General features: G+C 61.6%; 18 protein-coding genes. 10 read left to right on the top strand and 8 right to left on the bottom strand.

What is annotated here, in order from left to right:
- Positions 1-11 precede the first annotated feature (11 nt).
- Positions 12-1,904 carry an extracellular solute-binding protein gene (locus OOZ53_RS21370; protein WP_271091851.1) on the bottom strand — a complete coding sequence of 631 codons (1,893 nt, stop codon included), beginning with the start codon at positions 1,902-1,904 and terminating at the stop codon, positions 12-14.
- 159 nt (positions 1,905-2,063) lie between these two features.
- Positions 2,064-2,831: a c-type cytochrome gene (locus OOZ53_RS21365; protein ID WP_271091770.1), complete on the bottom strand. Its 768-nt coding sequence runs from the start codon at positions 2,829-2,831 to the stop codon at positions 2,064-2,066.
- A 152-nt stretch (positions 2,832-2,983) separates the two neighbouring features.
- On the opposite strand from OOZ53_RS21365, the gene OOZ53_RS21360 reads away from it, so the two are divergent.
- Entirely contained in the window at positions 2,984-3,721 is a 738-nt protein-coding gene (locus OOZ53_RS21360; protein ID WP_271091769.1) for a 3-deoxy-manno-octulosonate cytidylyltransferase, read from the top strand.
- Positions 3,722-3,755: 34 nt separating this feature from the next.
- A complete protein-coding gene (locus OOZ53_RS21355) occupies positions 3,756-4,622 on the top strand; it encodes a prephenate dehydratase (RefSeq protein WP_271091768.1) in 867 nt (288 codons plus the stop codon).
- On the opposite strand, the gene OOZ53_RS21350 is transcribed toward OOZ53_RS21355, so the two are convergent.
- Positions 4,604-5,098 carry a DUF123 domain-containing protein gene (locus OOZ53_RS21350; protein ID WP_271091767.1) on the bottom strand — a complete coding sequence of 165 codons (495 nt, stop codon included), beginning with the start codon at positions 5,096-5,098 and terminating at the stop codon, positions 4,604-4,606. The two genes, OOZ53_RS21355 and OOZ53_RS21350, sit on opposite strands and share 19 nt — an antisense overlap.
- A 118-nt stretch (positions 5,099-5,216) precedes the next feature.
- Between OOZ53_RS21350 and OOZ53_RS21345 the strand changes: the two genes are divergently transcribed.
- The gene (locus OOZ53_RS21345) at positions 5,217-5,681 is read left to right on the top strand and encodes a DUF302 domain-containing protein (protein WP_271091766.1); all 465 of its coding nucleotides are present in this window, start codon (positions 5,217-5,219) and stop codon (positions 5,679-5,681) included.
- A 9-nt stretch (positions 5,682-5,690) separates the two neighbouring features.
- Here the strand turns inward: OOZ53_RS21345 and OOZ53_RS21340 are convergent, their stop codons facing one another.
- From OOZ53_RS21340 to OOZ53_RS21330, 3 genes are all read right to left on the bottom strand, one after another.
- Positions 5,691-7,007: an adenylate/guanylate cyclase domain-containing protein gene (locus OOZ53_RS21340; RefSeq protein ID WP_271091765.1), complete on the bottom strand. Its 1,317-nt coding sequence runs from the start codon at positions 7,005-7,007 to the stop codon at positions 5,691-5,693.
- Between the two features lie 40 nt (positions 7,008-7,047).
- Positions 7,048-8,259: an MFS transporter gene (locus OOZ53_RS21335; protein WP_271091764.1), complete on the bottom strand. Its 1,212-nt coding sequence runs from the start codon at positions 8,257-8,259 to the stop codon at positions 7,048-7,050.
- Positions 8,260-8,336: 77 nt separating this feature from the next.
- Positions 8,337-8,807 carry a 2TM domain-containing protein gene (locus tag OOZ53_RS21330; RefSeq protein ID WP_271091763.1) on the bottom strand — a complete coding sequence of 157 codons (471 nt, stop codon included), beginning with the start codon at positions 8,805-8,807 and terminating at the stop codon, positions 8,337-8,339.
- Between the two features lie 131 nt (positions 8,808-8,938).
- On the opposite strand from OOZ53_RS21330, the gene OOZ53_RS21325 reads away from it, so the two are divergent.
- Entirely contained in the window at positions 8,939-9,634 is a 696-nt protein-coding gene (locus tag OOZ53_RS21325) for a DUF2161 domain-containing phosphodiesterase (RefSeq protein ID WP_271091762.1), read from the top strand.
- Positions 9,635-10,012: 378 nt separating this feature from the next.
- Positions 10,013-10,498 carry a bacterioferritin gene (gene bfr / locus OOZ53_RS21320; protein WP_271091761.1) on the top strand — a complete coding sequence of 162 codons (486 nt, stop codon included), beginning with the start codon at positions 10,013-10,015 and terminating at the stop codon, positions 10,496-10,498.
- A 234-nt stretch (positions 10,499-10,732) separates the two neighbouring features.
- Here the strand turns inward: bfr and OOZ53_RS21315 are convergent, their stop codons facing one another.
- The gene (locus tag OOZ53_RS21315; protein ID WP_271091760.1) at positions 10,733-11,200 is read right to left on the bottom strand and encodes a hypothetical protein; all 468 of its coding nucleotides are present in this window, start codon (positions 11,198-11,200) and stop codon (positions 10,733-10,735) included.
- Between the two features lie 56 nt (positions 11,201-11,256).
- The gene (gene recR / locus OOZ53_RS21310) at positions 11,257-11,865 is read right to left on the bottom strand and encodes a recombination mediator RecR (protein ID WP_271091759.1); all 609 of its coding nucleotides are present in this window, start codon (positions 11,863-11,865) and stop codon (positions 11,257-11,259) included.
- A 129-nt stretch (positions 11,866-11,994) separates the two neighbouring features.
- Here recR and gshB point away from each other — a divergent pair, with 129 nt between their 5' ends.
- The 5 genes from gshB (at position 11,995) to OOZ53_RS21285 (ending at position 16,594) form a co-directional block, all read left to right on the top strand.
- Positions 11,995-12,939 (top strand): glutathione synthase, encoded by a 945-nt coding sequence (gene gshB / locus OOZ53_RS21305; RefSeq protein WP_271091758.1) that lies wholly within the window; start codon positions 11,995-11,997, stop codon positions 12,937-12,939.
- A 142-nt stretch (positions 12,940-13,081) separates the two neighbouring features.
- Positions 13,082-13,630 carry a MarR family winged helix-turn-helix transcriptional regulator gene (locus tag OOZ53_RS21300; RefSeq protein WP_271091757.1) on the top strand — a complete coding sequence of 183 codons (549 nt, stop codon included), beginning with the start codon at positions 13,082-13,084 and terminating at the stop codon, positions 13,628-13,630.
- Positions 13,627-14,589: a tripartite tricarboxylate transporter substrate binding protein gene (locus OOZ53_RS21295; protein ID WP_271091756.1), complete on the top strand. Its 963-nt coding sequence runs from the start codon at positions 13,627-13,629 to the stop codon at positions 14,587-14,589. The genes OOZ53_RS21300 and OOZ53_RS21295 overlap by 4 nt, the downstream gene beginning before the upstream one ends.
- 52 nt (positions 14,590-14,641) lie before the next feature.
- Positions 14,642-15,067 carry a tripartite tricarboxylate transporter TctB family protein gene (locus OOZ53_RS21290; protein ID WP_271091755.1) on the top strand — a complete coding sequence of 142 codons (426 nt, stop codon included), beginning with the start codon at positions 14,642-14,644 and terminating at the stop codon, positions 15,065-15,067.
- A gap of 12 nt (positions 15,068-15,079) precedes the next feature.
- Positions 15,080-16,594: a tripartite tricarboxylate transporter permease gene (locus tag OOZ53_RS21285; RefSeq protein ID WP_271091753.1), complete on the top strand. Its 1,515-nt coding sequence runs from the start codon at positions 15,080-15,082 to the stop codon at positions 16,592-16,594.
- Positions 16,595-16,680: the final 86 nt, after the last annotated feature.

Genomic DNA, 16,680 nt, shown 5'->3' with positions numbered 1-16,680 from the left:
CGGGTCATGGCCTATTCTGCCGCGTCTTTCGACCACCAGATCGTCGGGAATCCGATCCCGTAGGTCGGCAGCGGATCGGGATGCGCCAGCCGGTCGGAATAGGCGATCCGCGCCACCCGGCTTGTGTAGCTCGGAATGATGTACTGATGGGCGAGCAGCACGCGGTCGAGCGCCTGTGTCGCCGCGATCAGCTCTTCGCGGTCCGGCGCGAAAACCACTTTTCTGATGAGTTCGTCGATGCCCTCATCCGCTATGCCTGCATAGTTTGCCGAGCCGTCCCGGTCGGCCGCGGCCGATCCCCAATATTCGAACTGTTCATTGCCCGGCGACAGCGACTGCCCCCACGCATTGTAGATGATGTCGAAATCCCGGCTGCGTTCGCGGTTGGCATATTGCGCCGCATCGACCGAGCGGACCGTCGCATCGATGCCGATCTTCTTGAGATTTTCCACATAGGGAAGCGCGACGCGTTCGATGATCGGTCCGTTGAGCAGGATTTCGAAGGTGAATGGTTCGCCCGTCTCGGCATTGACCATATTGCCGCCGCGGATTTCATATCCGGCCTGTCTGAACAGCTTGACCGCTTCGCGCAGATTGGCGCGCTGTTTTTGCGGATCGCCGCCGACCGGGTTGGTGTAACCGCCCATGAACACCTCGTCAGGCACCTTGCCGCGAACGGATTCAAGGATTTCCAGGACCCGGCCCTCCGGCTTTCCGCTGCCGGCGAGTTCCGTGCCGTAAAAGAAACTGTCGATGCGCTGGTACTGGTTGAAGAAGATCGTCCGGTTCAGATCCTCGAAATCGAAGGCGAGGTTGAGCGCCTTGCGCACCTGGGGGTCCTTGAACTTGTCGCGTCGCAGATTGGGGATGAAACCGACCATGACGCCTTGCGACCGGTACGGGTTCTCCAGTTCCTCGCGCACGATGCGTCCCTCCCGCGCGGCCGGGAAATTGTACTCGTTCGCCCAGCGCTTGGCGGCGTTCTCCACCCAGAAGTCGAGTTCGCCGGCCTTGAAGGCTTCGAACTCGACATTGCGGTCGGCGAAATAGGTGTAGTTGATTTCGTCGAAATTGAAGCTGCCGACATTGACCGGAAGGTCTTTGGCCCAATAGTCATCGACACGTTCAAAGAGCAGCGTCGAGCCGGGCGAAACCCGGGCGATTCGGTAAGGACCCGATCCCAGCGGCGGCTCGAGCGTGGTCGCCTCTATGGACCGTTGTCTGCCTTCGGCATCCGTGCCTTCCCACCAGTGTTTGGGAAGAACCAGAAGCTGGCCGATGATCTGCGGCAGCTCGCGGTTGTTCTTCTCGTCGAATGTAAAGGTGACTTCGTTCTCGCCGGTCTTTTCCGCGCCGGTCACGTGCTGGTAATAGAACTGGCGCTGCGGATCGAGCTCGACGGCCTTTTCGAAGCTCCAGATCACGTCCTCGACCGTGATCGGCTCGCCATCGTGCCAGCGCGCCTCCGGCCGCAGCCTGTAGCTGACATAGGAATAGTCGTCCGGAAAGCTCACGGCTTCCGCGATCAGCCCGTACTCCGTCGATATCTCGTCCTCGGACGAGGACATCAGCCTCTCATAGACAAGGCCCATGCCTTCCGCCAGTTCACCCTTGGCGAGGATCGGGTTCAGCGTGTCGAAGGTTCCGCTTCCCGAAACATTGATACGCCCGCCCTTCGGCGCGTCCGGATTGACGTAGTCGAACCGCTCGAAACCTGGCGGATATTTCGGTTCGCCAATCAATGACGAGCTGTGACGCCAGACCTTGTCGTCGGCGTTTGCAGGGCTCGAATCGATTGTCGTGAATAGTCCGGTCAACAGTAGTGCGGCGAATGCCGCGGCGGGCGCTTTGCGTTTGAACAGCAAATGAACCGTCAAAACAGTCTCCTGATTGTCCGACCACATCATGCGATTTTGCCGGAAGGGCGGACGGTGTTCAATGCGTCGCCCGCGTCAGACAATAGGGCAAATTGTGACAAAGAACAGGCATGATTGACCGCTTGCCGCCGATAGCAACAAAAAAGCCGGGCTGAGCCCGGCCTTTCGGTACACTTTTGTGTGAGACTACTCGGTCGCCGTGCCTTCCGGCTTGTCTTCTTCGCCGGCCGAGGATTCCTCGGTCGCGGCCGGTGTTTCGGCATCGCCGGTCGAGGCATCATCGGTCATTGCGGGTTTTTCCGCATCGGATGCGGCGGCATCCTCGCTCGCCGGAGCCGTGTCCGAAACGGCGGCTTCCTCGGTGGCCGGTTCCGTCGCTTCAGCGGCTGGCGCCATGTCCGCTTCGGACGGCAGCGGTGCCGGCGAATCGCTCAGAGAACGCATATAGGCGATCAGGTCGGCGCGCTCGTCCGCCTTCTTGACGCCTGCGAAACCCATCGCCGTGCCCCGCATATAGCGGCGCGGCGCTTCCAGGAAGGCATTGAGGTTCTCATATTCCCACTTCTTCTCGCCGCCCTCGGAATAGTCCTGCATCGCGGTCGAGTAACCGAAGCCGGCGGCTGCCGCGACCGGGCGGTCGACAACGTCCCACAGGTTCGGGCCGACGCGGTTGGCGCCGCCGTTCTCGACGGTGTGGCATGCCGCGCATTTGCGGAAGGCCTTCTGGCCGCCTTCGATGCTGGCGCTGGCAAGCAGGGGTGAAATCGGCTCAAGCGCTTCCTCCTCGGCCGCCGCCGCGGTCGCCGCTGTGCCCTCGCGGACCTCCAGCGCGTAGCCTTCCGCTTCCGGCTCGCCGGAATGGAAGATCGCGTCGGATGCGATGGAAACGGTCATTACAACGAATGCGACAGCGAGAAATGCGCCGGCCGCGGCGTTGAAGAATGAGGAGTTCATTCGCACGGGCTCCTTGTCCAACCGGCTCATCCCCGAAACCGGCACAGTCTTGATTTCGCGCGGAACCTATGTCTTTTGCTTGGCCGTTGCAACACTGTTTATAACGAGTCCAATAAGTCATTGATCTCAAGGGCTCACTTTTGGAATCATTCATGGCGTCCCAATCAAATCTGGTCCTTATCCCGGCGCGTATGGGCTCCAGCCGGCTGCCCGGAAAAGTGATGGCGGATATCGCCGGCGAACCGATGATCGTGCACGTCGCGCGCCGCGCCCGCGAGGCCGGTATCGGGCCGGTGATCGTCGCCACCGACAGCCCGGAAGTCGAGGCGGCGGTGCGCGCGGCGGGCTTTGACGCCGCAATGACCCGATCGGATCACCCCTCCGGCTCCGACAGGATATATGAGGCGCTGCAAGCTGTTGATCCTGAAAAGAAATTTGATGTTGTCGTCAATATCCAGGGCGATCTGCCGACGATAGAGCCGCATGTCATCCAGGCATCGCTCGCCGCGCTGGAGAATCCGCAGGCCGATATCGGAACGCTGGCCGTGGTCATCACGGACGAGGAAGAAAAGACCAATCCCAACGTGACCAAGGCCGTCGGCTCGCCGATTTCGGAAAACCTCCTCAGGGCGCTTTATTTCACCCGGGCGGCGGCGCCTTTCGGGGACGGGCCGCTCTATCACCATATCGGACTCTATGCCTATCGCCGCGACGCTTTGTCTCGCTTTGTCGCGCTGCCGCCCTCAGCGCTTGAAAAACGCGAGAAGCTGGAACAGTTGCGGGCGCTGGAGGCCGGCATGCGCATCGATGTTGCTGTCGTTGACTCGGTTCCCCTCGGTGTCGATACTCCCGCCGACCTGGAGCGGGCAAGGCAGTTGCTGAGCCGCTGACATCGCCCCATTCCATTCATTAACGGATTAGCAAATGGCTGAAATGAAGAAGAAAATCGCCTTCCAGGGCGAAATCGGCGCCAATTCCGACATGGCCTGCCGTGACATGTTTCCGGACATGGAGCCGATCCCCTGCCGCACCTTCGAGGATGCCTTCAATGCGGTCACCAGCGGCGATGCGGAATTGGCGATGATCCCCATCGAGAACACGATCGCCGGCCGTGTCGCGGACATCCATTACCTGCTGCCAGAATCCAACCTGCATATTGTCGGCGAATATTTCATGCCGATCCATTTCCAGCTGATGGTCGTGCCCGGTGCGACCCGCGAGGGCATCGACACCGTGCACAGCCACATCCATGCGCTCGGCCAGTGCCGCAACATCGTGCGCGAGAATGGCTGGCGACCCGTGGTGGCGGGCGACACGGCCGGCGCCGCAAGGCTGATCGCGGAAACAGGGGATCCGTCGATGGCCGCCTTTGCGCCGCGCCTGGCGGCCGAGCTTTACGGCCTGCAAATCCTGCAGGAGGATGTCGAGGACAGCGACACGAATGTAACGCGCTTCGTCGTGCTCTCGCCCGGCGATCACTGGGCGCAGCGCGACGATCCGGACGACCTCATCGTCACCACCTTCGTCTTCAATGTGCGCAACCTGCCGGCCGCGCTCTACAAGGCGATGGGCGGCTTTGCCACCAACGGCGTCAATATGACGAAGCTGGAAAGCTACCAGCTCGAAGGCAAGTTCACGGCGACGCAGTTCTACGCCGATATCGAGGGCCATCCGGACGACAAGGGCGTCGCACTGGCGCTCGAGGAGCTTCGCTTTTTCTCCACAAAGGTGCGCATTCTGGGTGCCTACAAGGCGCATCCCTTCCGCACCGCTCAGGCGCGGGGCGAGTAGAGCAGATCCGGGTCCGGATCGACCGCCGCCAGCAGATGCGCGGTACATTGGCGGCAGTCGCTGCTGCCGAAACCTCTGACGGGCATTGCAAAGTGGCCGGTCTTGAGGAGGTGCGCGACGAGCGCGCATTCCTTACCATCCGGGACCGCCAATGCCGACATCTCGACGGCCCGCGTCGTCAACTGGTCGATATGCCATCGGATGGTTTTTTGTTTCCGCAAATGACGGGCAGTTCGCGCGCCGATACCGCCGCCGCCCCGAGCGCTGCCGGCATAGACATACCAGCCGGGCGGCAATGCGTGGGCGGTGCCACGAAGATCGATTTGCGCAGCCACTGCCAGGCGAAGCAGCAGCAGATAGGCGCCCTTGTGCCGTGGCGCTTTCGCAGGACCGGCCGCCGTAATCCACGTGCCGTCGATACCCGAGAGGGTTTCGGCGAGTCGGCGCGGAACGGTATCGGGACAGGTATTTTGCATGGCAGATCGGCCGTTTCGTCGGGAGTAAGCGAAATGTTACCGCGCGCATCAGAGTTCGGCCACAATCGATTGCCGCAATGGCGAAATTGCTCCGAATATCAACTCGCAGGAGGCTGAATTGCCCACGAGATCCTATATTCTCAGCCTGGTCGCACTTGCCTTTGCCGGCTTGTTCTGCGGCTCCGCTCTTGCCGACGAAACGCTTGTCGAAGTGCCGAGCCCGCATTCCGTTGCGCAGACGATGGACCGCCTGGAACAGGCTGTGGAAGCCGCCGGGGCGACCGTTTTCGTGCGGATCGATCACCAGAGGGGCGGCCGCACGGTCGGCATGGACATTCCGGACAATGAGTTGCTGATCTTCGGAAATCCGCGGCTCGGCACGCCGGTGATCCGCGATGCGCCCGCCGCCGGGCTGGACCTGCCGATCCGCGTGGTCGCGGTCGAAACACCGGACGGAACAGTGCTGATTTACCGTGCGCCCGCAGCCGTCGCGAAGCAGTTGGGGCTCGCGCCCGACCACCCGAGCATTGCGCTCATGACCGGTGCGCTGAAGAACCTGACGGCGAAAGCGGCGGAAGAATAGGACCGCCGGTCAGGAGGCGGTATCGGCGAAGGTCAGCACATTGACCGGCTCGCTGCGCCCGCGCACCGGTGTCGTGGCGATATCGCGAAATGCGAATTCGCCGCCGGCGGCCTCGGCTGTCGCCTGCAGGAACATGGCCCTGGTTCCGTGCTGCTTGTTGAGTGCCTCCAGGCGCTGGGCAAGGTTCACCGTATCGCCGTAGACCGTATAGGCCTGACGCTGGCCGCCGCCGACGCAGCCGGCCGCCACCGGTCCCGTGGCCACGCCTATGCGAATGCGGATGGTCTCCCCTTCGAAGGTTCGCGAGGCACAAATGTCCAGCAGCGCACGCGCGGCCCTGACGGCCTGCCGGGCGTGTTCTTCTACCGGAAGCGGCGCGTTGAACGCGGCGACGACCGCGTCTCCGACAAAGCTGATCACCACGCCGCCCTCGTCCGAAACGATGTCTGTAACCGCGTCGAAATAGGTGTTGAGAAGCGCGATCACGCCTTCGGGCGGCTTGTTCTCCGACATTCTTGTGAAGCCTTCAATATCGGCGAAAAGCACGGTTGCGGTGCGGCTTTCGGGAAGCAGCGAGGTTTCGCTTTCCAGAAGACGTTGCGCAATCTGCGGCGGCACATACTGACCGAAAACCTCCAGTGCCCGGCGCCGTTGCCGGTCCGCCGTCGCGCGCGCCCGCACCACGCCCCTGGCCCGGTAGACGACGAGGGCGATCACGGCGGTACAGGACAGGATGAAGAATGTTTCGACGAACCGCGAGCCCGTGCCGATGAAATCCGGGTTGAGGAACAGATCGAGAAATTGCTCCCGGCTCGGCCCCACCGGCAGGTCGTCCCAGTCAAGCGTTCGTTCCATGCCGCTGACGATCCACCAGTGGGTCGTCCACATCAGCACCGTGATCAATGCGCCGACCCACAGGACCAGCCTTGGCGTCAGGGACAGTGCGGAAAGCGCCACCAGAGCGAAGGCGTATTCCACACCAATGGCCCGAAAGACGAAAATCTGCGGAATTTCACTCGTCCCGAGGCTGAGGGGCATGAATGTGAACATGAAAGCGATGGCGACGATATCGACGGAAAAGAACGCGTATCGATGCCACCAGCGTTCGAAGCCCGTTCCCACCATCTGATGTTGCAGAACGCCGCTGAAAAGGAAAAGCGTCAGAACGCCGGCACTGATGACATTGGTGGGATAGTTCGCGTTGAACAGGCCGATGACGATCATCAGGGCCAGGACGACCGTGCGCGTCTTCAACATCAGCCTCAGGCCGGCTTGCTCCGCCAGGGCAAGGTCCTGTTCGACATCGGCGGGGGCGATCGTGCTCATCGGCTATACATAATCAGCGCCTGGCCGCTTTCAAAGGCTGTCATGCGGGCTGGGTGCGGCTGTGCGACTTGAGGAAGATCATCGCCATGATGGCGATGTTCATGACATTCCACAAAATGCCGTTGATGAAGGCCATCTGGTAGGACCCGGTCTGATCGTAGATCCAGCCGGACATCCAGCCGCCGAGTGCCATGCCGATGATCGTTGCCATCAGAACGGTGCCGACCCGTGTTCCCGCCTCGCGCGCCGGCAGATATTCCCGCACGATCAGCGCGTAGCTCGGAACGATGCCGCCCTGCGACAGGCCGAAAACCAGACTGACGATGTAAAGCGAGACGAGCCCGTCAAAGGGCAGATAGAAGAACAGCGCGATACATTGCAATGTCGAGCCGATCAACAGCGTGAGCACGCCGCCCAGCCGGTCGGCAATGATTCCGAAGACGATGCGCGAGGCCACTCCGCCCATCAGCATGAGCGACAGCATCTCCGCGCCTGCGACGGGGCCGTAGCCGAGATCGACGCACAGCGAAACGAGATGCACCTGCGGCATCGCCATGGCGACGCAGCAGCCCAGCCCGGCGAAGACCAACAAAAACTGCAGGGCACGCGGAGAAAACGCCACGGACCGGGCATTGGCCGCCGCGAGGCTGTCGGCCCTTTGCGTCGCCTCGAACGGAATGCGGCGGCGCAACAGAAAGGATAGCGGTACAAGGATCACGACCATGCATATGGCGAGAATCACATAGACCGCCTGCCAGCCCGAGCCGCTGAGCACCGGACTGAGAAGGGTCGGCCAGATGGCTCCGGAAAGGTAATTGCCGCTGGCAACGATGGCGACCGCAATGCCCCGACGGCGCAGGAACCAGTGAGAGATGTCGGCGATCAGCGGCCCGAAACCGACGGCGGTGCCGAAGCCGATCAGCAGTTGGTAGGCTGACAGCGTATAGACCGATCCGCTCTGCGCCGCCAGCAGGTAGCCCGCCGCCATGCAGAGCGCCGCCCCGTTGAGCGCCCCGAAGATCCCGATGCGATCCACCATCCGGCCGATGAAAACGCTGCCGATCGCGAAACCGATCATCGATACCGAATAGGGCAGGGACGTGTCGGCGCGGTCGATGCCGAATGTCTGCTGGACCGCCGGCATGATCACGACGATCGCCCACATGCCGACATTGGCTGTTGCCGCGATTACCAGCGTCACGGCCAGCCGTCGCCACGAATAGGCGCTGTCGAGCTCTATGGGATTGGTCATGCGCGGACACTATTGTCACCGTCATGGCTTGTCTAATGATTTGACGCGCCAACGCCGGCGAAATTTGGCCGGCAAAGTTATGTCCGATTGCGCTGTAGCCGTTTCTCGACCTGTCTTTTTTCCCACTCAACGCCAAAAAGGGAAAAAACTTCGAAAACGGAAACCCCGTGTGAAAGGACCCCGAGACCCCAACCAAGCGCCGGCCAGAGAAACCACGGATAATTCGGGTGGATAAAGAGATTGGCCACGGCCATCATGATCACGGCGACGACATAAACCGCCAGATGGCTGTAGAAACCCTTTATGTCGCGTACATATTCAAGGGCTTCGCGCTCCACTTCCGTCATATCCGCTTTGCTGTACATTTCCATCTCCCGGGTCAGCGTGGCGATGTCCGTTTCGAAGACCGCGGCCAGTGCGCCGAGTGTTTCCAGGCTGGCCGGCCGGCCGCGCTCGATGCGCTGTATGGTGCGCACGCTCAGCCCGCTCAGCTCCGCCAGAGTTTCCTGCGGCCAGCCTCTTTCGATTCGCAACTTCCGAATGAACATCGCAATTCTCCATGGGTTGCACAGCCATTCAACGGCAATCATACATGAAGGCCACGCCGTCGCCCCGACACCGACACGACACGGCCCCGTTCGCTACCGTTTTGTTTATAAAACGACCCTATCTTTGCGGCATGGCCGAATCAAAACCACGCGAAACCGATCTCTATGTCCCGGTCAAAACCCTGCTCGAGGACCAGGGCTATACGGTCAAGGGCGAAGTCGGTGCGGCCGACATCGTCGCGGTGCGCGGCGAAGAGGATCCCGTCATTGTCGAGATGAAGACGGGATTTTCGCTCGCCCTGCTGCATCAGGCGATCGACCGGCAGGGCATGAGCGACGCGGTCTATGTCGCAGTGCCGCGCGGAAGCGGCCGGGCCTTCGCCGTGTCCTTGCGCAAGAATATGAAGCTGTGTCGCCGTCTCGGGCTGGGTATCATCGTCGTGCGCCTGAAGGACGGGATGGCCGAAATCCTGCTCGACCCGGCGCCCTACAAGCCGCGCAAGGCGCCGCGGAAGAAGGCGCGCCTGCTGCGCGAATTCGCCCGGCTGGCCGGCGATCCCAATACCGGCGGCGCGACACGGCGCGGGATCGTCACCGCCTATCGCCAGGATGCGTTGCGCTGTCTTTTTTATCTGGACCGCAACGGTCCGACAAAGGCCGCGCACGTGGCCGAGGGCGCCCGGGTTGAAAAAGCCCGCCGTCTCATGGCGGATAATCACTATGGCTGGTTCGACCGCGTCGATACCGGCATCTACGCCCTCAGCCCCAATGGCTGCCGCGCGCTGGGCGACTATGCCGATGAGATCGCGCGAATCGCCGCACAATAGCTCCGATCGGTCAGACAGTTCGCCAAGACGACTGCCGTCCGGACGGTAACATTCGGCGGCGGGATTGTAAGGTGAATGACCGGCTGCGACGAGCCGCGGCACAGCGGATCCGCTACAAACATCCAGATGATGGAATTGGGGTATCGCGAACGCACGCTGCGCCCGTATTTTGCAACGACAGTACTGGAATTTAGAATCGTTATAATCTAGATTCGCGATGAGCCGGGAAACAACGGATCACCGTTGGACATTGAAAATTGACACGATCCGTTGAATGGTTTTTTGCACACTTGCTGAGGCGCGCAACCGAACGGTAGATTGCAATTGAGTATTGCCATGCGGCGGAACATCCGCAGGGTCAAAGAAGAGGAGTTTCCGATGAAAGGCAACAAGAAGGTCATTGACTATCTCAACCAGGCCCTGAAGCACGAGCTGACGGCTTCCAGCCAGTTCTGGCTGCACTATCGCCTGCTGGACGACTGGGGCTACGGCAAGATGGCCGCGAAGTGGCGCGAGGAGTCGATCGAGGAAATGGAGCATGCGGACAAGCTGATCGTGCGCATCATTTTTCTTGAAGGCCACCCCAACCTGCAGACCCTCAATCCTCTGAAAATCGGCGAGAACATCCGCGAGATCCTGGACGCCGACCTGAAGGCGGAATACGAGGCGAGGGATCTGTACAAGGAAGCGCGCGACGTGTGCAAGGACGAGGGCGACTACGTCTCCATGGGCCTCTTCGAGGAGCTGATGTCCGACGAGGAAGGCCATATCGATTTCCTCGAGACACAGATCGACCTCTACGACACGATCGGCGACAAGCACTACGGCCTGCTCAATGCCTCGTCCGCAGGCGAGGGCGACTAATCGGCACGTTCAACTGCGTTGCATGAACACCCGCCGGCGCCTGTGGCGCCGGCGGGTGCGTGTCTGACAGGCACTTGAAGCGACCTCAATCCCGGTTGCAGGGTAAATCGGGTCCGTTTGCCTAAGGTCCTGGCAGTCGTCAGGGCGACTATCGGTCCGCGAAAGGGGTTGAACCCACCTTCAGCTTGCCCGCACTTACGGCTTTTCCAGTTGGCGCGGCATGAAGCAATCTCGCTAGGACAAGCTGACGGTGCGCATGGCCCGTTCCGATGCAAGCTTGTGGTCTTTTCTAGACAGGAAGCCCCGTGCGCGCTGCAGTGGATCATGCAGATATTGGTCCGGGCCGAGCATTTTCCTTGCGTTGAGCGCTGCGGTGTCCAGGAGATCGAAATCCACCCTCTTTATCGTGGCGTTCCAGCCCGGATAGCGCTTTGACCAGCCGCGCCAGTGATGGGCAAGCAACCGTTCACGTCCCGAATATCCGTGAAAATCAAAGGCGATTGCTCCGTCCGTGACGTAGACGTGATTGCCGGAGTATCCCTCATTCGGAACGATTCGCTCGGCGTAGAATTCCCAAAGCGGCTGCATGTCGAGATAGACACCAGCGAGGACGTGACAGGCCCCGTAACCGAAGAAGATTCGATCAGGGCGGTTCCAGCGCAGCACTGGGTCGCTTTTGGTGCCCGGTTTCGGCCAATACATGCGGACGATCCTCCCGTAAGCGCTCAGGTTCGCCGTTCCGGCTCATACACCCCCGACTAAAGCGTCGTGCGTGATCTGAGCGCCGCCGTCAGCGTGCCCTCGTCGAGATAGTCCAGTTCGCCGCCGACGGGAACGCCGTGGGCGAGGCGGGTGATGGTCACGTCCAGCCCGTCGAGCTGGTCGGTGATATAGTGGGCGGTCGTCTGGCCTTCGACGGTGGCGTTGACCGCGATGATGATTTCCTTCGCCCCGTCGCCCGCCGAAATCCGCTCCACCAGCGACTTGATGTTCAGATCGTCGGGCCCGATGCCGTCGAGTGGCGACAGCGTGCCGCCGAGCACGTGGTAGAGGCAGTTCATGGCCGACGCCCGCTCCAGCGCCCAAAGATCGGAGACATCCTCGACGATGATGATGGTTCCATTGTCGCGCCGCGGATCGGTGCAGATGGTGCAGGGATCGCGCGTGTCGACATTGCCGCAGGTCGAGCAGACGGTCACGCTGTCACGCGCAGCGGCCAGCGCCTCCGCCAGCGGACCCAGCACCTGCTCCTTCTTCTTGATGAGATGCAGTGCCGCGCGCCGCGCCGAACGGGGCCCGAGCCCCGGCACCCGGGCCAGGAGCTGGATCAGTCTTTCGATTTCCGGTCCGGCGACGTTCTTTGCCATTTGCTCTATTTAGCGCGATTCGCAAGGAAAGGCAGGCCCCGCCGGCCCCGGCGCATGCGCCATGGCCGTTGCATTTGCGGCCGGCGGCTTTATGTGTGTTGGTCACCGAATGCAGGACAGGAAGCAGGAATGGCGCAAAGTCTGAAAGTAGCGGTCCAGATGGACCATGTCTCGACCATTCAGATCGAGGGCGATTCCACCTTCGCCATGTGTCTGGAGGCGCAGAACCGCGGCCACCATCTGTTTCACTACACGCCCTCGCAACTGTCGCTGCGCGACGGCACCGTCTATGCCCAAATGGAGCCGATGGTCCTGCGCGACACGGCCGGCGATCACTATACGCTGGGAGAGGGGGTTCGCACCGACCTGTCGGAAATGGATGTCGTGCTGCTGCGTCAGGACCCGCCCTTCGACATGTCCTATATCACCTCGACCCATCTGCTCGAGCGCGTCCATCCGCAAACGCTGGTGGTCAACGATCCGGCCTGGGTGCGCAACTCGCCGGAGAAGATCTTCGTCACCGAATTCCCCGATCTCATGCCCGAAACGCTGATCACCAGCGATCCGGAGGAGATCGCGGCCTTCCGCCGCGACATGGGCGATATCATCATCAAGCCGCTCTACGGCAATGGCGGCGCCGGCGTCTTTCACCTGCGCGCCGACGACCGCAACCTGTCCTCGCTGCTGGAGATGTTCGAGAGTCTCTACCGCGAGCCGCTGATCGCCCAGCGCTACCTGCCGGCGGTGCGTGCCGGCGACAAGCGCATCATCCTCGTGGATGGCGAGCCCGTCGGCGCCATCAACCGGGTGCCGGCCGAGACGGATGCGCGTTCCAACATGCATGTGGGCGGGCGCGCCGAGCCGGTCGACCTGACCGAGCGTGAGCGCGAAATCTGCGCCCGTATCGCCCCGTCGCTGAAGGAACGCGGCTTCCTCTTCGTCGGCATCGATGTCATCGGCGACGTCATGACCGAAATCAACGTGACCTCCCCGACCGGCATCCGCGAGGTCGCCAGGTTCGGCGGCGCCGACATCGCGGCACTCCTGTGGGACGCTATCGAGGCCCGGCGCTGAGGCGGACATTGCAGCGGAACTTAGCCTGCAAACGGTAATGTCAAGTAGCGTCTTTCCGGCAATTGCATGATATGTCATATGGTTGTATGATATGTCATAAGAATTGACATGCCAAAGGCATGCGGGCCGAGGGAGGAGCTTGTTGGCGCAGGCAACGCAGCGCTTGAAAGCCATGAATCTGGAAGATCTGCCGAACGGCGTCAGTGTTCTGGCCGTCGCCGTCTTTCGGCTGTCGCGGACCTTGCGGCTGGCGGTCTCGCAGATCGTTTCGCAGGAAGACGATATCGGGCTGGTCGCCTGGCGGGTCCTTGTCGGCCTCAATCTGGTTCCGGACGCAACGCAAACGGAGCTGGTGGACTTCACCCGCACGGAGCAGGCGCAGCTTAGCCGGGTTCTGAAGGACATGGAGGCCCGCGACCTGATCCGGTCCGATCCGGCCCCGGGAGACCGGCGCTCCAAGATTTTCTCGCTGACCGAACGCGGAAGGTCCAAGCATGGCATCCTGCTCCCGCATGTCAAGCAGTTGACCGACGCCCTGGACGCTGCGCTTACTGCCGAAGAACGCGAACAGTTTCTATCGATGTGCGGGCGCATTGCCGCGGCATCGCAAAAAGCCGGACCGAACCGGATTGCAAGGGCAGGCCGCTCCGGCGGTGTGCCGGCACAAACACAGATGGAGGTAACGAAATGAAGCGCATATCGAATGCCCTGAAAATGGCGGCGGCAACGCTGATGGCCGCCAGCCTGTCCGTGGCGACCGTCGCCTTTGCCGCGGATGATTGGAAACCCGACGGCTCCCTGACCATGCAGATCGGCTTCGGCGCCGGCGGCTCGACCGATACGATGGGCAGGGTTCTCGCCAAGGTCATCGAGGACCAGACCGGCTGGAACGTGATTGCGGAAAACAAGACCGGCGGCGGCGGCGTCGCCATGTTCACCGGCATCGCGAAAATGCCGCCGCGCGGCAAGGTCATCGGTCTCGGCGTGAACATGCCGATCCTCGTCAATCTGGTGAACCGCGGCGACGAGCTGGGTTTCGATCTGAGCAGCTTCGATTACCTCGGCACCATTGCCAAGGCGGAACTTGCCCTCGTCGCCAGCAAGGACGCGCCGTTCGACAATCTGATGGAACTGGTCGCCTATGCCAAGGAGCAGGGCAACATGCCCGTCGCCTTCGGTGCGCCGCCCCAGAAGCTCTTGATGGATGTCACGTCCCGTGAGACGGGCGCCAAGTTCAACATGGTCTCCACCAAGGGCGGCGCGGAAACCATGAAGCTGATCCTCGGCGGCCAGGTGCTTGCCGGCTTCGGCTCGGGCGAGCAATTGCCCTATCTTGAATCCGGCGACATGAAGATCATCGCAGCGGCGAACGAGGAGCGTCTGAGCTACGCACCCGATATCGAGACGTTTCGCGAGGCGGGCGTCAACGCCTATGTCGATCCCTATTTCTTCCTGGCGATGACCAAGGGCACGCCCCCGGAAGCCGTCAAGGCGATCGCCGCCGCGATAGACAATGCGATGAAATCGCCGGAGATGGCCGAGATCGTCAAGAACGCCACAGACGGAAGCCCGCTCAATCTCGGCACCGAAGGAACCGAGAAAATGATGGTTGGCGGTCTGAAGAACGTCGGCGTACTCTTCCAGAAATGACGACACGGCCCCGGCGCCTTTGCGCCGGGGCCGGCAATCGAGGGAGGAGTGCATGGGCCTGTCGGCAGACCGTATTTCGGGCACGTTTTTTCTTCTGTTCGGTCTCGCGGCCTATTTTCTCGTAATCCCTGCCTATGTCGAGCAGGCTGAAGGCGGGAATATCGCGCCCGACACGCTTCCCAACGCGGTGGCCATTGTCATCGCGGCCTGCGGGTTCCTGCTCGTGGTCAGGCCGACGCCGCAGCGGCTTCCCGATTTGCGCTATTTCGCAGTGACCGGCGCCTATGTCCTGGTGCTGGCCTTGGCCATCTATGCGATGTCCTGGTTTGGCTTCATTTACGTCGCGCCCTGCCTTGCTCTGGCCGTCATGCTGATGATCGGCGAGCGAAGACCGCTCTGGCTTGCTTTCGGCGCGGTCGGCATGCCGGCGCTCATCTGGGTGTTCGTGATTGTCGTTCTCGATCGGGCATTGCCGTGAGGGTCCGGCGCGATGGTTGATCTGTCCGTCATCCTTGCCGGTCTGGGCGATGCCTTTTCGCTGAACAACCTATTTTTCGTGGTGCTTGGCGTCGTTGTCGGCCAGTTCGTCGGCGCGGTGCCGGGGATCGGGCCGGTCATGGCGATGGCCATTGCCGTTCCCTTCACCTTTGCGCTCGACCCGCTGGTGGCCATCGCCTTTCTCGTCGGCGTCAACAAGGGCGGTCTTGTGGGCGGCGCGGTCCCGGCGGTGCTGATGAACACGCCCGGCACCCCCGACGCCGCCGCGACGGCGCTGGACGGATTTCCGCTGGCCAGACAGGGCAAGCCGCTGAAGGCAACCAAGATGGCGCTGTTTTCGTCGGTCACCGGCGACACGTTCAGCGATATCGTGCTGATTACCGTCTCGGCGCCGCTTGCCATCCTGGCCCTTCGCATGGGGCCTGTGGAAATCCTCGCGCTGATGATCTTCGCCTTTTCGGTGCTCGCCGGGCTGGTCGGCAAATCCTTGCTCAAGGGCATCATCGCCGCCGCGCTCGGGCTGCTCTTCGCGTCTGTCGGCAGCGATCCGGAAAACTACACGCCAAGGCTGATCTTCGGTATGTGGGATCTTTATGACGGCCTGCCGCTGGCATCGGTCGCCATCGGCATGCTTGCCATTTCGGAGATTTTGCGCCGCCTGTCGGAGGCTGGCGGCCGGGTGAAATCGGCCATCGAGATCAAGGACACGGGCGATCCGCTCGACCGCAAGGTGACATGGGCGGAATACTGGTCGTGCCGCTACGTGATGCTGCGCGGCGCGGTGACCGGAACGATCCTCGGCGCTCTTCCGGGCATCGGCTCGACCGCCGCCGCCTTCATGTCCTATGCCTTCACGAAGGCCGCCTCGAAGGAGCCGCAGAGTTTCGGCAAGGGCAATATTCAGGGCATAGCGGCGACGGAATCGGCCAATTCGGCCGTCGTCGGCGCCAATCTGATACCGCTGCTGACCCTCGGCATTCCCGGAAGTGTCGGGGCGGCGCTGATCATCAGCGCCTTCATGATCCACGGCATGCAGCCCGGCCCCCTGCTTTTCGAAACGCAGGGCAGGCTGGTCTACGGCCTGTTCGGTGCCATGATCATGGCCAATTTCGTCAATCTTTGGGTCGGGCAGATCGGGCTGCGCATCTGGGTGAAGGTCGTATCGGCGCCCGAATCGGTGATCTTCGCCTCCGCACTGCTGTTGTGCTTCGTCGGCGTGTCCATGGCGGCCAGCGGTCTTTTCGGCGTGGCCGTGATGCTCGTCTTCGCGGTTATCGGATATCTCCTGTCAAGCTTCGGCTATTCCCTCGTCATCCTCATCATCGCCTTCTTTCTGGGGCCGCGATTTGAGATATCGATTGCCCAGTCCCTGGCGCTCATGAATGGCGACCTGACACGGATCTACCAGTACCCGGTGGCCGTCGCGCTGCTCGTCCTGTCCGTGGTGTCGGTTTTCTGGTTCCTGGCAAAGAGATCGCCCGAAGACCACGAACCGTCAGAAAAATAGGGCCAGACACGCTCTAGGTCTAATCGACATTCAGGATTCATTTTTGGTTTGATGTGTGATTCATGGGTATCCAGATTCGATTGTCT

Source organism: Allohoeflea poritis (genome assembly GCF_027889715.1).
GTDB classification, from domain to species: Bacteria; Pseudomonadota; Alphaproteobacteria; order Rhizobiales; family Rhizobiaceae; genus Hoeflea_A; species Hoeflea_A poritis.
The sequence above is the reverse complement of the archived record's forward strand: the minus strand, read 5'-3'. Positions and strand labels throughout refer to the sequence as shown.

What these genes read in the sequence shown, in the direction of transcription:
- OOZ53_RS21350 (WP_271091767.1), bottom strand. Translation starts at nt 5,098, where the DNA reads ATGCAAAATACCTGTCCCGATACCGTTCCGCGCCGACTCGCCGAAACC.
- OOZ53_RS21330 (WP_271091763.1), bottom strand. Translation starts at nt 8,807, where the DNA reads ATGTTCATTCGGAAGTTGCGAATCGAAAGAGGCTGGCCGCAGGAAACT.
- OOZ53_RS21340 (WP_271091765.1), bottom strand. Translation starts at nt 7,007, where the DNA reads ATGAGCACGATCGCCCCCGCCGATGTCGAACAGGACCTTGCCCTGGCG.
- OOZ53_RS21335 (WP_271091764.1), bottom strand. Translation starts at nt 8,259, where the DNA reads ATGACCAATCCCATAGAGCTCGACAGCGCCTATTCGTGGCGACGGCTG.
- OOZ53_RS21370 (WP_271091851.1), bottom strand. Translation starts at nt 1,904, where the DNA reads ATGTGGTCGGACAATCAGGAGACTGTTTTGACGGTTCATTTGCTGTTC.
- OOZ53_RS21315 (WP_271091760.1), bottom strand. Translation starts at nt 11,200, where the DNA reads ATGTATTGGCCGAAACCGGGCACCAAAAGCGACCCAGTGCTGCGCTGG.
- recR (WP_271091759.1), bottom strand. Translation starts at nt 11,865, where the DNA reads ATGGCAAAGAACGTCGCCGGACCGGAAATCGAAAGACTGATCCAGCTC.
- OOZ53_RS21290 (WP_271091755.1), top strand. Translation starts at nt 14,642, where the DNA reads ATGGGCCTGTCGGCAGACCGTATTTCGGGCACGTTTTTTCTTCTGTTC.
- OOZ53_RS21285 (WP_271091753.1), top strand. Translation starts at nt 15,080, where the DNA reads ATGGTTGATCTGTCCGTCATCCTTGCCGGTCTGGGCGATGCCTTTTCG.
- OOZ53_RS21355 (WP_271091768.1), top strand. Translation starts at nt 3,756, where the DNA reads ATGGCTGAAATGAAGAAGAAAATCGCCTTCCAGGGCGAAATCGGCGCC.
- OOZ53_RS21295 (WP_271091756.1), top strand. Translation starts at nt 13,627, where the DNA reads ATGAAGCGCATATCGAATGCCCTGAAAATGGCGGCGGCAACGCTGATG.
- OOZ53_RS21325 (WP_271091762.1), top strand. Translation starts at nt 8,939, where the DNA reads ATGGCCGAATCAAAACCACGCGAAACCGATCTCTATGTCCCGGTCAAA.
- bfr (WP_271091761.1), top strand. Translation starts at nt 10,013, where the DNA reads ATGAAAGGCAACAAGAAGGTCATTGACTATCTCAACCAGGCCCTGAAG.
- gshB (WP_271091758.1), top strand. Translation starts at nt 11,995, where the DNA reads ATGGCGCAAAGTCTGAAAGTAGCGGTCCAGATGGACCATGTCTCGACC.
- OOZ53_RS21360 (WP_271091769.1), top strand. Translation starts at nt 2,984, where the DNA reads ATGGCGTCCCAATCAAATCTGGTCCTTATCCCGGCGCGTATGGGCTCC.
- OOZ53_RS21365 (WP_271091770.1), bottom strand. Translation starts at nt 2,831, where the DNA reads ATGAACTCCTCATTCTTCAACGCCGCGGCCGGCGCATTTCTCGCTGTC.